The organism is Luteibacter sp. dw_328 (assembly GCF_018449605.1).
GTDB lineage: Bacteria > Pseudomonadota > Gammaproteobacteria > Xanthomonadales > Rhodanobacteraceae > Luteibacter.
In genome coordinates, this window is sequence record NZ_JAAVUW010000001.1 from 512359 (window position 1) to 526860 (window position 14502).

General features: G+C 61.8%; 15 protein-coding genes. 10 read left to right on the forward strand and 5 right to left on the reverse strand.

The features are described from left to right. Positions 1-11: 11 nt before the first annotated feature. Positions 12-920, forward strand: a complete 909-nt coding sequence (locus HB634_RS02380; RefSeq protein WP_213947372.1) for an alpha/beta hydrolase — start codon at positions 12-14, stop codon at positions 918-920. Here HB634_RS02380 and HB634_RS02385 read toward each other — a convergent pair. Beyond that, positions 913-1530 carry an NAD(P)H-dependent oxidoreductase gene (locus HB634_RS02385; protein WP_213947373.1) on the reverse strand — a complete coding sequence of 206 codons (618 nt, stop codon included), beginning with the start codon at positions 1528-1530 and terminating at the stop codon, positions 913-915. The genes HB634_RS02380 and HB634_RS02385 overlap by 8 nt on opposite strands. A gap of 65 nt (positions 1531-1595) precedes the next feature. On the opposite strand from HB634_RS02385, the gene HB634_RS02390 reads away from it, so the two are divergent. The 6 genes from HB634_RS02390 to HB634_RS02415 all read left to right on the forward strand — a co-directional run bounded on the left by HB634_RS02390 (position 1596) and on the right by HB634_RS02415 (position 5589). Further along, the gene (locus tag HB634_RS02390; protein ID WP_213947374.1) at positions 1596-3023 is read left to right on the forward strand and encodes a PLP-dependent aminotransferase family protein; all 1428 of its coding nucleotides are present in this window, start codon (positions 1596-1598) and stop codon (positions 3021-3023) included. A gap of 81 nt (positions 3024-3104) precedes the next feature. Further along, entirely contained in the window at positions 3105-3557 is a 453-nt protein-coding gene (locus tag HB634_RS02395; protein ID WP_063574236.1) for a carboxymuconolactone decarboxylase family protein, read from the forward strand. Between the two features lie 11 nt (positions 3558-3568). Beyond that, a complete protein-coding gene (locus HB634_RS02400) occupies positions 3569-3889 on the forward strand; it encodes a multidrug efflux SMR transporter (RefSeq protein WP_213947375.1) in 321 nt (106 codons plus the stop codon). 51 nt (positions 3890-3940) lie between these two features. Beyond that, positions 3941-4504, forward strand: coding sequence for a TetR family transcriptional regulator (locus HB634_RS02405; protein ID WP_213947376.1), 564 nt, complete (start codon positions 3941-3943; stop codon positions 4502-4504). Positions 4505-4518: 14 nt separating this feature from the next. Beyond that, positions 4519-5172, forward strand: coding sequence for a type II CAAX endopeptidase family protein (locus tag HB634_RS02410; protein ID WP_213947378.1), 654 nt, complete (start codon positions 4519-4521; stop codon positions 5170-5172). A gap of 24 nt (positions 5173-5196) precedes the next feature. Continuing rightward, positions 5197-5589 carry a DUF1801 domain-containing protein gene (locus HB634_RS02415; RefSeq protein WP_213947379.1) on the forward strand — a complete coding sequence of 131 codons (393 nt, stop codon included), beginning with the start codon at positions 5197-5199 and terminating at the stop codon, positions 5587-5589. Between the two features lie 22 nt (positions 5590-5611). On the opposite strand, the gene HB634_RS02420 is transcribed toward HB634_RS02415, so the two are convergent. Next, positions 5612-6115 (reverse strand): DUF417 family protein, encoded by a 504-nt coding sequence (locus HB634_RS02420; protein ID WP_213947380.1) that lies wholly within the window; start codon positions 6113-6115, stop codon positions 5612-5614. Between the two features lie 39 nt (positions 6116-6154). Continuing rightward, complete coding sequence (locus HB634_RS02425) at positions 6155-6694, reverse strand: carboxymuconolactone decarboxylase family protein (RefSeq protein WP_063572113.1); 540 nt, start codon at positions 6692-6694, stop codon at positions 6155-6157. A gap of 110 nt (positions 6695-6804) precedes the next feature. On the opposite strand from HB634_RS02425, the gene HB634_RS02430 reads away from it, so the two are divergent. Continuing rightward, complete coding sequence (locus HB634_RS02430) at positions 6805-7764, forward strand: AraC family transcriptional regulator (RefSeq protein WP_213947381.1); 960 nt, start codon at positions 6805-6807, stop codon at positions 7762-7764. Positions 7765-7778: 14 nt separating this feature from the next. Here the strand turns inward: HB634_RS02430 and HB634_RS02435 are convergent, their stop codons facing one another. Beyond that, positions 7779-10610, reverse strand: a complete 2832-nt coding sequence (locus HB634_RS02435) for a C1 family peptidase (RefSeq protein ID WP_213947730.1) — start codon at positions 10608-10610, stop codon at positions 7779-7781. 211 nt (positions 10611-10821) lie between these two features. Between HB634_RS02435 and HB634_RS02440 the strand changes: the two genes are divergently transcribed. Then, entirely contained in the window at positions 10822-11154 is a 333-nt protein-coding gene (locus HB634_RS02440; protein WP_063572111.1) for a zinc ribbon domain-containing protein YjdM, read from the forward strand. A 230-nt stretch (positions 11155-11384) separates the two neighbouring features. Continuing rightward, the gene (locus HB634_RS02445; protein ID WP_345777451.1) at positions 11385-11891 is read left to right on the forward strand and encodes an NAD-dependent dehydratase; all 507 of its coding nucleotides are present in this window, start codon (positions 11385-11387) and stop codon (positions 11889-11891) included. Here the strand turns inward: HB634_RS02445 and HB634_RS02450 are convergent. Beyond that, positions 11888-14476 carry a glycoside hydrolase family 31 protein gene (locus tag HB634_RS02450; protein ID WP_213947383.1) on the reverse strand — a complete coding sequence of 863 codons (2589 nt, stop codon included), beginning with the start codon at positions 14474-14476 and terminating at the stop codon, positions 11888-11890. The two genes, HB634_RS02445 and HB634_RS02450, sit on opposite strands and share 4 nt — an antisense overlap. Positions 14477-14502: the final 26 nt, after the last annotated feature.

Sequence of the window (14502 nt, forward strand, 5' to 3'; positions counted from 1 at the left end):
GATCCGTGTCTATGAACGCGCAAGTCAAACCCGTAGCGAACGCCGCCCCCGTCGTGGTGCACCACCGGTTCGCGACCATCGATGGGCTGAAGATCTTCTACCGTGAGGCGGGCCCGGCGGACGGCCCGGTGGTCCTGTTGCTCCACGGGTTCCCCACCTCGTCGCACATGTTTCGCAACCTGATCCCGCTGCTTGCGGACCGATACCACGTCATTGCGCCGGATTACCCCGGTTACGGCCAAAGCGACATGCCGGACCCCGCCAAGTACGCCTACACCTTCGATGGTTTCGGCGATATCGTGGAAAAACTGCTCGCACAGCTCAGCGTGACGTCATTCGCCATGTATGTGATGGACTACGGCGCACCGGTCGGCTGGCGGTTGTTCCTGAAGACACCGGAACGCGTGACGGCTCTCGTCATCCAGAACGGAAACGCTTACGACGAAGGCCTGAAGACCTTCTGGGATCCGATCAAGACGTACTGGAACGATGGCAGCAAGGCGAGCAGGGACGCACTACTCGGACTGGTAACTCTGGAGACGACCATTTTCCAGTACACCGACGGTGTCGACGACAAGACCCGTGTATCGCCGGATAACTGGATCCACGACCAGGCGCTTTTGGATCGTCCGAAGAATGCGGACGTGCAGATGGACGTCATGTACGACTATCGCACCAACCTTCCGCTATACCCGGCTGTGCAGGAACTGTTCCGCAAGCACCAGCCGCCCACCCTGATCGTCTGGGGTGAGCGCGACTTCATCTTCCCGGCCGACGGTGCGCATCCCTATAAACGCGACCTCAAGGACCTCGAGTTTCATCTGATTCCGACGGGGCATTTCGCCCTGGAAGACCGTGCCGATGAAATGGTGCCGTTGATCCGAAGTTTCCTCGATCGGAAAATCGGCGACGCTAAATAGCGTCAGGCATCGAGAAATGCACTTGCAGGGCCGTCTCGGTCGCGTCCCTGGTGGCCGCGACGGCCTCCGTGCCTGCACCTGTCCCCTCGACGGAAAAGAACCTGAGGTCGTGCAGCCCGATCATTGCAAGGATGGTCGTGAGGTAGGGCGTCAGGAAGTCGGGTTGGCGTGCGCGTTCACCGGAGAACCGGCCACCGGACGCCACCGCGATGTAGACCGGCCGGTCATGCAGCGTGCCGACCTTTCCGGCCGAGGTCATGGTGAAGGTGCGCCGGGCGCGAACGACGTGATCGAGCCATGCCTTGAGCGTCGAAGGTACGGTCAGGTTGTGCATGGGCGTGCCGATCACCACGACGTCCGCGCTCTCCAGTTCGTCGACAAGGATATCGGACAGCGCCATGGATCCCTCTTGCGATACGTCATGCAGCGACGCCTGGGACATCGCGTAGCTCATGTCGACGTGCGGGATGGAGCCATCGCCGATGTTTCGATGGGTGACGTCCGCCGAGGGTTCGCGCTCACGCAGCAACGCGACGATCCGGCTGGAAAGGCGATAGCTCTCGGCCGCTTCGCCGCGCGGGCTGCAACTCACGTGTAGGATCTTCTTCATGGTGTTCATGCTACGACTGTCGTGGCCTAGACCAAAGAGCCATGAATGGAGTAAATAACTGGTCCATGGCTACCCACAAACCCAGCGATATCGGAACACTGGACACCGAGGCGAGCGCGCCTTATTACCGGCAGATTTACGATCGCTTCTGCGATGCGATCATCGGCGGCGTCATGAAGCCTGGCGATCGCGTCCCGTCGGCACGCGCCCTGGCGGAAGAACTCGGGCTGGCCAGAGGAACGATCGACGCCGCGTATTCCCTGCTGGTCGCCGAGGGTTACATCCAGTCGCGCGGCCAGGCCGGCACCATCGTTACGCCGGGTCTCAAACCCAGGGCTCCCGTCGGTACGCCCGAAAAGTCGCCAGCGCCCTCTCGCGTGCTCGCGAACACGTTTCGCCCGGATTCGATACGGCCCTTCCAGATGGGGCTGCCCGCCCTGGATGCGTTTCCGCGTAAGGTGTGGGCAAGGCTGGGCGCTCGCTGCGCGCGCGAGATGCAACCGTCCGACATGGTTCATCCGGCTGTGCATGGACTTCCGGAGCTCCGGTCCCAGATCGCGGCGTATCTTCAGGTGTCGCGGGGTATCGCGTGTTCGCCGACGCAGGTCTTTGTCACCTCCGGCTACCGCCATACGCTGTCGTTGATCGCGCAGGCGTTGTTGAAGTCCGGCGACAAGGTCTGGGTGGAAGACCCCGGCTATCCACCGACCAGTGACCTGCTCGGCCATCGACGGGTCACTGCGGTTCCGGTCCCCGTGGATCACGAAGGTCTCATCGTTTCCGAAGGCTTGCGATTGGCGCCTCGTGCGCGTGCTGCCGTGGTCACACCTGCCCATCAAAGCCCGCTGTGCGTGTCCTTGTCGCTGGCCCGGCGATGGGCCTTGCTCGAGTGGGCTACGCGCAACGAGGCGTGGATCATCGAGGACGACTACGACGGCGAGTATCGCTACGTCAGCCGGCCTCTGCCGGCATTGAAAAGTCTCGACAGGGAAGGGCGGGTGCTTTACGCAGGGACCTTCAGCAAGGTGCTCTTCCCGAGTATCCGCCTTGCCTATCTGGTGGTTCCCGAGGCGCAGGTGGAGCGTTTCGAGGAGGTCAGCCGGGTATTCGCCGGTGGAAGCCCCTGGCTGACGCAAGCTGTTGTCTCAGCTTTTATCAAGGAGGGCCACTTCGCAAGGCACATCCAACGCACGCGCAAGCTCTATGGCGAGCGACGTGACGCAACAGCGGCCGGCCTCGAGAGCGTGCTCGGCAAATACCTGAGCGTGGATTCCCAGCCGGGCGGCATGCACCTGATCCTGCGCTTGCTGGGCCGGCGCTCCGATCGCCGGCTGGTAGAACGCATGCTTGACGCCGGCCTGTACGCGGAGGCCCTGACCGACTGGACCGCCCGTCGCGACGGTGCCTCCGCATTGCTCGTCAACTTCACGAATGTTGAGTCGCAGGCGAAAGCAGAGACCCTTGGCAAGCGGATGCTCAACATCATGGCCTAGTACGGAACACGATACTTGGACCTTCTTACATGGGCCAAGAGGGAAGACGATGACATCCTCCTCCCAACGTGAAGCACAGCCATGAATCAGCGCATCGATTATTCCAAAGCCTCTCCTGACGGCTACAAGGCATTTGGCGGCGTCTACGTCACCGTACTGAAGGGCAGCCTGCCGAAGGAACTCATCGACCTGGTATACCTGCGCGTATCGCAGATCAACGGCTGCGCGTTCTGCATCGACATGCATTCGCGCGATCTGCTCAAGTCCGGGCTCGACGTGGAGAAGCTCGTGCTCGTTCCGGTGTGGAGCGATGCCGGCCACGTATTCAGTACCCGTGAGAAAAGGGCACTGGCGTGGGCCGAGACGGTAACCAACGTGTCGGCAACGGGTGTACCCGACGCGGACTACGAAGCGGCTGCCGGCGAATTCAACGCGGCGGAGCTTGCCGACCTGACCTATGCCATCGGCCTGATGAACGCCTTCAATCGATTCGGGGTCGCTTTCCGTTCGACCCCCGCCGCCAAGAACATCTGAGGACTACCGACATGGCCTGGACATTACTCAGCCTGGCGGGCGTGCTGGAGATCGCGTTCGCTGTTTTCCTCAAATCGTCGCTGGGCTTTACGCGGTGGTTACCTGCCGTGCTGACGGTAGTCACCGGGTTGTCGAGCGTGGTCCTTCTTTCGATCTCGCTGCGCACGCTCCCCGTCGGAACCGGTTATGCGGTCTGGACGGGGATCGGCGCGGCGGGTACAGCCATCATCGGCGTGGCATTTCTTGGCGATTCGGCGGCGCCCATGAGATTGCTGTGCATCGCGCTCATTCTCGGCGGGGTGATCGGGTTGAAGCTGGTATCGGGTGCTTGACGGGCGGTGACGGGGTTGACTGTAACGACTGTTACAGTTAGCCTTCGTCACATGACCACCCGTAAAGAAACGTTGCTCGAAGACCTTCTGGGTTACCTGCTGCGGGAAGGTATCTCCGATCTCTCGCTGCGCCCCATGGCTGAAGCGATCGGCACCAGCGCGCGCTTGCTCATTTTCCATTTCGGCACGAAGGATAACCTCCTGATGGAGGTGCTCGCCGAGATGCAGAACCGGTTGCAGCAGTCGTTCGTACGCCTGTCGGAGGCGGCGAGCCGATCCGAGTCGTCTGAGCCACTGTTCCGTTTGTTCTGGGACTGGGCCCTTCAGGAAGAGAACTTCGTCCACCTGAAGCTCCTGTACCAGCTGCACATGCTGGTGATACAGGACAGCGCAACCTACGGTCCGTATCTCAAGGGCAATGCGGTTAATTGGCAGAAGATGATCCGGAAGACACTGCCGGACTGCCACAAGAATGCCCCGATGGTCACGTTGTTCGGCGCGGTTTTCGACGGCCTGTTCATCGAACTCATGAGCACCGGCGATCGCAAACGAACTACCCGGGCACTCGACGAGTTCGTCCTGCTGATCCGTAGCCAGGTCGCATCCGCAACGTAGCCGAGGAAGCTTCCATGACTGATCGTCTTCTCCGTGCCTCACCCCGGTGGATGCTTTGCTCATTGCTGGTGATGGTTGCGCTCCAGTTACCCCTGGCCGGTATGCTTTTCCCGGGCCAGGGGCTGATGTCCCAAGTAAACAGGGAGATGGTGTACTGGAGCTCCGCGCTTCTTCTTCTCATCTATATCGTTCGCGTTGAACGACGGCCGTTAAGGTCGATCGGCTTGACATGGCCAACGGGAAGAAGCCTGGTATTCGGAGTAGCCGGAGCCGTGGCGATGATCGCCGGCATGGCAGTCATTTACCTCGTCGTATTCCCGGCGTTCGGCCTGTCGGACGCGACGCAGAACGCGGCCGCCGAGAACGAGCCGTTCGGCCTGCTGTTCTTCGTGGTTGTTCGAGCCGCTGTTCACGAGGAGCTTTTTTACCGCGGATTTGCGATTGAACGCCTGACGGAAATCACGGGTTTGCGCTGGTTGGCCGGTCTCATTTCGGTGATTGCTTTTACCTACGCCCATCTGAGCTATTGGGGTTGGGCGCACCTGATCGTTGCCGGCTATGGCGGCTTGGTGTTGACGGTCATGTATCTTTGGCGACGCGACCTTGCCTCCAACATGATCGCGCACTTCCTCACCGACGCCGTCGGATTTCTGCTCGGCGCTGTTTGACTGTCGTGAGCCAACAGGAGAGACATGGTGAACCAGGAAAGCCCTTCCTTACGCATTGACGAATACATTGCCGGACTTACTGACTGGCGCGGTCCGATGTTGGCGCGGCTGCGCAAGGCGATCCTGAAGGCGGATCCCGGTATCGTCGAGGCATGGAAGTGGATGGGAAGCCCCGTGTGGGTTCTCGACGGAAACCTCCTGGTCGGTAACGCGCACAAGGAAAAAGTCAAACTCACCTTTGCCCATGGCGCGGCCCTCGCCGATCCGGACAAGCTTTTCAACAACGGCTTCGGCGGCAAGGTGTGGCGCGCGATCGATGTCTTCGAGGGCGATGCGATCGATGGGAACGCTTTGACGGCGTTAGTAAGAACCGCCGTCGCGTTCAATCGTGGGAAGGCGAAGAGTAAATCACGCTAACTAGGGCGGATCACGGTGATCCTTACTTCGTCTGCTCCGTGAATGTGGTTGAGGCGAGACGAAGCACATCTTGCTTGAACAGGTAGATCGATACTGCCAGCAAGACCACGTCCTTCATGAGGAAGGGAACATTGCCTACCATTGCCGGGAAGCCACCGGCTGATTCTGCCCAGCCGTGAGGCATGAACGGAATGATCGTAACTGTGCCCACGAAGGTGGCGATGGAAGCCAACGCACCCGCCGCGCCAAGCTTTCGGTTCCAGAACCCTGCCAGAAGCAGAATACCGGTGGTCCACTCGGACACGCCCAGAAAGGTGCTCGCCCCGCGGATGCCGAATGCCGGATACATCCAGGAGATCAGCGGGCCGTTGCCGATGTAAGGAATGAGGATTTGCGCCTCGTAGTCGAACCACTTCTGATAACCGAAGAAGGCAAAAATGATGACCATCGAGGCGCGAAGCAGGTGGTAGTCGATATCCGACGTGAAGAATGCCGAACTCGAAAGTGCGTGGTTTTGGGTTTTCATCGTTAGCTGCCGAAGTTGACGAGTTGGATGTGAAGTCGTTCAGTCGACTGCGGGGAAGTCCACGTCCGTGTCATTGATGCGATTGAACGTGTTGGTGAACATCGTCAGCGAGATAGCCAGGGAGATGGCCACCAGTTGGGCATCCGAATAGCCGGCAGCCCGGATATCCGCGACCGCGTCAGCCGGCACGGTGCCGCTCTCGCGCATGACACGGAGAACGAAGGTGATAAGTGCATCGCGCTTGATGTCACCGGTCGGTGCCATGTGGCCGATGGCCCGGGTGGCCTCGGGCGACAGGCCGGTCATCGTTGCGAGCATGGTGTGTGCCGCAACGCAGTAGTCACAGCCGGTCTGCGCGCTCACTAGCAGTTTGATCGTCTCGAGATCCTTCTTGCCCAATCCAGCGGAAGCCAGCGCGGTTTCGGCGGCCAGGTAAGCCATCAGGACGTTGGGTGCGAGGTGACCTACGGCAGCGAAGAGGTTGGGTACCTGTCCGCCAGTCATCTTGCGGACCTGGCTGTAAACCTCGGCGGTGGCACCGGCGGCGGTATCGACGGCGGGGATAATCATTCGGCTCATGGCGTGCTCCTCATGGGAGGTGGTTGGGATGGAGAGATTCTCCGCCCCCAACATGACCTCGACGAGCCCCAATTGATTCGATATTATCCTCAAAAGGATCAGGTGGCCGTATGTCACACGACGTCGATTGGCTCAGTCGTTTCCTCGCCACGCTATCCGTCACGGGCCGGCTGGAAATTCGGTGCTCGTATGGCGCGCCCTGGGACATCACCTACGTCGACTCACCGCCCGGCGAGATGCCCTATCACCTGGTAATTCGCGGCAAGGCTGTCCTCGAGCCTCCGACGGGCGGCGAACACGTCACGCTCACCGCGGGCGATATCGTGGTGATGCCACAAGGCGGAGGACATGTCCTGCGCGATGGCAGCGGTCTGCCCCCTGGCCCGGTGCATGAGCGCGACGCATTGAACGTGCTGCTAAGTGAAAATGAAGGTGAGGGCGAGCGACTTGAAATGTTGTGCGGCCGCTTCGTGATCGCCGCGCCCCACGACCGTTGGCTCCGCCACTACCTGCCCTCGACGCTCGTCGTACGTGCGGGAAAGCGCGTCACGCACGGTGAGGTATCCGCGAAGGCCCGGTTGGGCCGGCTGGTGTCGCTCATGCGCGAAGAGAGCCTCGACGGCGGCCTGGGCGGCTACGCCCTCTTGAACGCATTGTCGGCCGCACTCTTTGCCATCGTGCTGCGGGCGTCGAGTGAAGCGGAAGCACCTCCCGCGGGACTGCTGGCGTTGGCGGCACATCCGCGGCTCGCCCCTGCCATCTCGGCGATGTTCAGCGACCCGGCGCGCGCGTGGACCCTGCCTGAGTTGGCCGCCTTGAGCAGCATGTCGCGGGCGACGTTCATGCGACGCTTCCAGGAAGGACTCGGACACTCGGCAAGCGAGCTGCTGCAGGATATCCGGATGAGTCTGGCGGCTAACGATCTGAGGAACCCCGGCCGCGCCACGGAGGCCGTTGCCGATGCGGTGGGTTATCAATCCGTCTCGGCGTTCCGGCGGGTGTTCACCGAGCGGATCGGGATGACGCCAGGGGCGTGGCGTCGGCAGTTCATCGAGGCAAGCCCCTCGTGATAAGCGATCGGCTCTCAGAAGCCGCGTAGATCGTCGACCGGTAAAGCCAGCGTTCCATCGGTGATTCGTTCCAGCGTGCGCCCGACCACGTCGACGTCGTTGTCGAAGCTGCCATGGGCCGCACTGATGGTCGTGCCCGAGAGACTCGTCCTGACCTTGTTCGCGGTGGTGAGGTCGATGCGTCTGTCCAGGCCACTCTGCTTCGCGGCCTGGCGCCAGTTGCCCAGCGCTTCGCCTGAACTCGACGAGCCGTCCCAGCGGTCGTACGCAACGTCCATGACATTGGCCAGGCCAAGGATGGGTGTGCGCACGTCCCGTTCGAGCGCGTCGGAGACGAGATAAAGCAGCGACTTTCGATACACGGCACCCACGTCGTCGTCGCGCTCATTCTCGTCGGAGAGGATGTCCAGGAACATGTTCTTCATCAGTGCAGCGTGAGGCGCGAAGTGGCTGTTGGCAAATTGGACGGTGCACGCCGGCGCGTAAAGATGGATGGACTTCGCCTTGGCATCCAGCCCCCGCGTTGCCAGCAGATCGACGAGCCAGCCGAGAAAGATCGCCCCGGCCGAGTGACCGACCAGGTGGATTTCCAGTTCGTCGCCCCAGCTCTTTTCGAGGTTCTGCAGCGCGGTCACCAGCAGATCGACACCGCGGGTCGGCAGGCTCGCACCTTCGGCGTTGTCCTTCATCTCACTCCAGATCGGGCGGGCCAACGGACGACCCACGGTCGTCTCGATCAGCGCATCCGTCGCGTCGGTCAGGGCTTCCCGGATGCCGCCCGCACGTGACGTGGCACCTCGAAATTTGTCGGCGAGGATGTCCTCGATCGACTCGAGCACGCCTGTCTTCCACACCATGAACAGGGGGTAGCATCCGTTACCGATGAAGTACTGCCCCATGACGCCGGCACGCTTGATCGCGGCTTCCTCGCTGTTCAGCCCACCGTGCGCGTAGATGACCAGCCGCTTTGGACCCTTCGGCTGCTGGCGAAACCACTGGTCGGGTAACGTGCATGCCTGATATACCAGCCCTCGACTCAGCTCGTCCTGGGTGAGGTAGCGCGATACGCGTCCATCGTTCCCAAGCACGATGCTGTGCTCATAGGCGTCCGCCTCATTCCATGCGCCGGAGCGGTCGGCTGCGCGACCTGAGGTCCCGGTCATGCCTGCCGCGCGCTGGCCGAATACCAGGCCCCGTACCCCCATTGCCGCGACCCATGCATCCATGCCGTTCGCCAGCCAGTCGGCGTACGTCAGCACGCCGAAGCCACCGCTTCCCCAACTCGTGCCCCAGGAATTCTGCACGACGAAACCACGGGTATTGAAACCGACCAGTGCGAACGCGTGGCCGTCGGTCTGCGAGGGATGGCCGTCGAAGGCGATCTCGGGCAAGGCGTCATGCCCGGTGACCTTGTGGCGAACGTGGGGTACGTTCTGCCAGCCAGCGTGCGTGTTGGCCGAGACGTAGATGGCCCCGACTTCGAGGATAGCGGCCTGCAGGTCGGTAATCGTCGCGACGTCGATGCGGTAATAGACACCAAGCGTATTCGCCGTGGCACGGTCGGCATAGCCGAACCTGGGAGGACGCGTATCCCCGGGTACGTAAGGCCAGTCGTTCTCGAGGCAGGCGCCATTGTAGAACCAGCCTTTCAATGCGCCGCGGCAGCTCGATCCATCGTAGTTCTCGCCTGCATACTCGTCGTACCGCCGCGCAAAGTTGTAAAGCATCCGCGGACTGACCGACTCCAGCTTTCGGGCCTCATTGGCTTTTCGCCAACGCAGATAGTTGATGACGCAGGCCAGGCCGAAACCCGTGCACGCACCCTCGGAGCCCTGATCGAGAATCAGTCCGGCGCGGCTATAGACGGGCAGGAGCGCTTGTATCTCCGCATCGCTCGGTGAGCAGTCCGGCAGGCTGCGCGGCGGTGGCATATAGGAACGATCGCGGAGGTCGACGGGATCTTTGCTGGCATTCAAGGTGCGGACCGGTGTCTGGGTCTGGCTCGGCGTTCCCTTGCGAGCACGCGCCGTGAGGCCAGTCCGCGCAGCGACAGGCCAGACGGTGTCAGCCAGTCGAAACACACTGCTGAACTTGTCCAGTCCGTAGGTGCCGCCGTTGACGAGCTTGCGCGCGACCGTCAACTTGTTTGCCGCCAACGCGGCTTGCATCGGGCCGGCGACATCGTTGAGGAAGGTCGCCAGTAGCACGGCGGCGACCTCCGGTGCATTGGCCAGGTCCGGGAAGCTCTCGATGTCCAGGCCGATCTTGGCGGCGTAAGTGTGATAGTTGGCGCGTCCGGTCAACTGCACGAACCCGCGACCGCGAAAACGCGCGCCATCACCGGGCTGCGTGTTTCCCAGCGACTTACGACCGTCGTAGGCGCTGAAGGGCGGGGAGCCGGGCGTCGTGTTGAAGTGCGAGGGAAACTCAGAGATCGGGACGAAACCTTCTGTCTCGGCGCGGATCGTTCCCAGCGCGCTACAGATCATCGCCCGGTTCACCAGCCCGACGACATTCAGCGCTGCGGCGACATAGGGAAGGTTGCGCGCGATGTTGGACGCTTTTGTCGCCGGGAAAAGCTGCTTCACAGCGTCCAGCGTCAGGGGCACGGCAGTGGCCTGAAGCGTGACCATGCCCAAGACACTCTGGCAATAGGGACCGATGATCGCATCGGCGACAAGCCCGACGCCTGACTGCCAGCTTCGGGCCGCCGCGTCGGTGAGATCATCGAACGCATTGCCCGAAGCCAGGCCCGGGAAGTCACCGGCGTGGCTGTTCAACGCCGATGCGAGTTTTTTGCGCAGTTGCGCTACATCAGGACCCGACGCGCCCTTCGTCAGAAGCATGGTCACGGCTTGATATCCTTCGTCCGAACGGACGCTTATGCTGGAAGGGCAGCATGGCGCCTGAGCGATGAAGGTCGCAATATGACTTTCAGAGTGCTGAAGACGTACGAAAAACTACCGGTGTAAATTCGGCACAGCACTGTGCCTCCCGTGATTCGCGATATCATCTCACGCTGATTTTCAAGAGAGTCTTATCGTGGAAACGTCTGATATGCCCGCCTGTCCCCGTTGCAGCATGGAGAATACCTACCCCGACGGCGACATCTACGTCTGTCCGGACTGCGCGCACGAATGGCCCCAGCAGTCGGCGAATGTCGCGGATGGCGCCGCTGTTGTGCGCGACGTTCACGGCAACGTGCTCGACAACGGCGATTCCGTCGTCGTCATCAAGGATCTGAAAGTAAAAGGCTCGTCCATTCCGCTCAAGCAGGGATCGATCATCCGAAATATTCGCCTGGTCGACGGCGACGTCGAGCACATCGAAGGCAATTCGGACAAAATCAAGGGTCTTGTGCTGAAGGTGTGTTTTCTGAAGAAGGCCTGAGCCACGCGCGTAAGTGTGGACGCCCGCAATTGACTGTAACAAGTGTTACATTTAGCATTCTGTGCTTATCTGGCGCTTGAGAACCCGACGCGATGCGAATACTGATACTTGGCGCAACGGGCCTGGTGGGGAGACACACTCTCGCGCGGGCATTGGCAGACACGCGTATCCGACAAGTCATTGCCCCGAGTCGTCGCAGCCTGGCTTCACACCCAAAGCTCGTCAATCCGGTGGCCCAGCAGATCGAATCCTTGCTCCATGAAGCCGATCACTGGCCACTGGATGCGCTGATATGCGCGATGGGAACCACGATCGGCACGGCCGGCTCGAAAGAAGCCTTTCGTCACGTCGACTACGAACTGCCCCTTGCTTTCGCTGGCCGAGCTGTTCGTCAAGGCGCAAAGGCACTCGCCCTGGTTTCGTCGCCCGGGGCATCGCTCACCCTGCCGCTGTACTACAACCGCACCAAGGGCGAGCTCGAACGCGACATACAAGGGCTGGGCTACACCTCGCTCACGATCGTCCGCCCGGGCATGATCGGCGGCGACCGGAAAGAGTTCCGACTCGCCGAGCGCCTCGTTCTTCCGGTGGCAGCGGCGCTTCGGCCGCTGTTGCCCAAGGGCCTCTGGATAAATCCAGCGGAGCGTATCGCCGATATCCTGGTCGATGCGGTTATCGCCCAGACGCAAGGGCTGCACCGGATCGCATCCAGGGACGTCGTCGAGTACCGCGATTAATCGTTCCGCGACGCCCTCGCCTTGAACTGCGCGCGCATGTCCGCAGGCAGCCCACCTTTCTCCAGCGACTGGTCAAGCTGACTGACTCGTGCGCGGAAGGCTGCCACTTCCTGGGCAAAGCGCTCGGGGTGGTAGTCGATGAGGCGATCGGCCTGTGCCGCTTCGGAGAGTTCGTCAGGGATACCGCCGAACTCGGTCCAGTGGCTCTTCAGCCATTCGACCGCCTCGCGCACGTCTCGCATTTGACCCGCAAGACCGTCGACATCCGGTGCGTCGTTGGGCCAGGTGACTTCCACCATCTGGGCGTTGGCGAAATCGTGCACGGGCAATGCTACCTGCAGCGCAAGTGTGCGGCCCTCGAGACGCCACGTGCCGGGCGTGAGATCGGCGTCGCCGTCCACACGTTTCACGGGCTGGCCATCGACGGTCACGTTCGACGGCATGGCCGAGGCCATGAAGGCGACGCTCCAGCGTCGCGTCGTCGGCATGCCCGCATAGTGACCTGCGCGGGGAGCGATACGCAGGCGCACCGCGTGCTTCGACCACTCGGTGGCCAGTGCGGTCCGCGCGAACGCCGTGCCGCGATATCCCTCGTCGTCGCCTGCGTCTTCGTATAGTTCGGTCTGCTGGCTTTTCCCGGGGTAAACGACAATGGTGCGAGCACCATCGTCGTTCGCCACGCTATGGGTGGGATCGCTGTTGGTCGGCACGATGGCGCCTGCGCGTGCGAACACCGGCACGTCGTCGAGCCGGTAGCGACCGCCGACGATTCGGCCACCCTCCCGTGTGCGCCCGCGCGTCACGTCGAACCATTTGCCGCTGGGAAGCCATGTGTCCTGTTTTGCGAAGCCATCGGCATCTGCCGCCGCGGTCACGGGAGCCACCAGAAGGTCGTCGCCGAACATGTACTGCCCGCTGGACCGGTACGCCTTCTCGTCTTCCGGCCACGCGTAGTACATGGGCCGGACCAGCGAGATACCGGTGTCAAAGGCTTTGCGACCCATCGTGTACGTGTAGGGAAGCAGGGTGTAGCGCGTGAGTACGGTGTGGCGTAGTGCATCGAACTGCGCCGGCGCGAAGCGCCAGGGTTCCTTGCGCAGATCGGGATTCTTCGTGGTGTGCGTCCGCATGATCGGGCTGTACGCGCCGAATTGCATCCAGCGAATGTAGAGCTCCGGGTCGATCCGGCGCGTCGCCGGATCGCTCTCATCGCGGAAGGTATGGCCGCCCAGATCGTGACTCCAGTAGCCGTACAGCACGTTGGAGGCGGTGGCGGTGAAACGGGGTTGGAAGGCCAGCGATCCCCATGAGATGATGGAATCGCCCGAGAAACCGATCTGGTAACGATGGTTACCCAGGCCGCCCCAACGGTGATAGATGAGCGCACGCTGCTCACCCTGCTGCTGCATGTGGGTGAAGAAAACATGGTTGAGCCACCAGGTGTTGCTCAGGCCAGGCAGTGCCTTCGACTCTCGCCATTGCTGCCAGTCCAGCCACCAGAAGCTCACGCCCATGTGTTGCAGCGGATCGAGGACGGCATGGAACAACGCAGCCATATAAGCCGGGTCCGCGGCTTCGAATGCCAGCGGCTTAGCCGGATCGGCCTTCAGATCCCCCATGAAGCGACCGTAGGACTCCTCGTGAGGCAGGACGCCGGAAGCCGGGTGCAGATTCAGCGTGACCTTGAGGCCTTGCCCCCGCAGCCACTGGAGCAGGCGTTCCGGCTCCGGAAAGAGAGCGCGATTCCAGGTGAAGCCTGTCCAGCCCATGGTCTGTCCGTTGATGTCATCCCGCGGATGTACAGACGAGAGCCCATCGGTACGGTGCCAGTCCATGTCGATGACCAGCACGTCGAGCGGAATGCGATAGCGCACGAAGTCGGCGACGACATCGCGCAGTTCGCTGTCACTGTAGTTCCAGTAGCGCGACCACCAGTACCCGAAGGCGTAGCGCGGCGGTAGCGGCTCTCGACCAGCCAGCAGCGCGAAATCCTGCAGGGCCGCGGCGTAATCGTGGCCATACCCGAAAAAGGTCCAGTCAGTGCAGCCCTCACAGGCCCTGCGATGAACCCACGGTAGTTTCTCGTTGCCGAAGACGAAACTGCCGGTGTCGTCGACCACGTGCCAGCCTTCGCGCGAGAGCAGGCCATCGCCCAGATCGAGGGGCGTGTTATCGGCAGCGTGGCGGTCACCGTCGACCTGGTCGAGGGTGCGAGCTGTGCCGCCGAGGTTGGCGGTGTCCTTCTGGCCGGGATGCCAGTTGAAAGAGGTTTTCGCCTTGCTGGAAACGATGCCAAGGTTGTCAGCCGTAAAGACGCCCGTGCCTTCTTTGTAGCGAAGAGTGATGTCGCTGGTGCGAATGACCAGCCAGCCTTTCTCGTGAGAGACCTTCGCGTCGACGGCAGGGGCGCCTGTGCGCGTCGCAAATACCAGCGACGGCGCGTCTTCAAAGCGGCCGCCTTCGGCATACTCCATACGGATGACGCGCGGCGTAAGCACGGTGAAGCGGGCGGATCCGCTGATGACAGGTGGTGTGGATGCCTGGACGACCGATGTGCCGGTCAGGAGCAATACCGTCGAAAACAAGATCTTCCGCGCTAGCATCATGCGTT

Coding starts and splice junctions, on each gene's coding strand:
- HB634_RS02435 (WP_213947730.1), bottom strand. CDS start 10,610: ATGCTTCTGACGAAGGGCGCGTCGGGTCCTGATGTAGCGCAACTGCGC.
- HB634_RS02430 (WP_213947381.1), top strand. CDS start 6,805: ATGTCACACGACGTCGATTGGCTCAGTCGTTTCCTCGCCACGCTATCC.
- HB634_RS02425 (WP_063572113.1), bottom strand. CDS start 6,694: ATGAGCCGAATGATTATCCCCGCCGTCGATACCGCCGCCGGTGCCACC.
- HB634_RS02420 (WP_213947380.1), bottom strand. CDS start 6,115: ATGAAAACCCAAAACCACGCACTTTCGAGTTCGGCATTCTTCACGTCG.
- HB634_RS02400 (WP_213947375.1), top strand. CDS start 3,569: ATGGCCTGGACATTACTCAGCCTGGCGGGCGTGCTGGAGATCGCGTTC.
- HB634_RS02385 (WP_213947373.1), bottom strand. CDS start 1,530: ATGAAGAAGATCCTACACGTGAGTTGCAGCCCGCGCGGCGAAGCGGCC.
- HB634_RS02405 (WP_213947376.1), top strand. CDS start 3,941: ATGACCACCCGTAAAGAAACGTTGCTCGAAGACCTTCTGGGTTACCTG.
- HB634_RS02415 (WP_213947379.1), top strand. CDS start 5,197: ATGGTGAACCAGGAAAGCCCTTCCTTACGCATTGACGAATACATTGCC.
- HB634_RS02410 (WP_213947378.1), top strand. CDS start 4,519: ATGACTGATCGTCTTCTCCGTGCCTCACCCCGGTGGATGCTTTGCTCA.
- HB634_RS02395 (WP_063574236.1), top strand. CDS start 3,105: ATGAATCAGCGCATCGATTATTCCAAAGCCTCTCCTGACGGCTACAAG.
- HB634_RS02380 (WP_213947372.1), top strand. CDS start 12: ATGAACGCGCAAGTCAAACCCGTAGCGAACGCCGCCCCCGTCGTGGTG.
- HB634_RS02390 (WP_213947374.1), top strand. CDS start 1,596: ATGGCTACCCACAAACCCAGCGATATCGGAACACTGGACACCGAGGCG.
- HB634_RS02440 (WP_063572111.1), top strand. CDS start 10,822: ATGCCCGCCTGTCCCCGTTGCAGCATGGAGAATACCTACCCCGACGGC.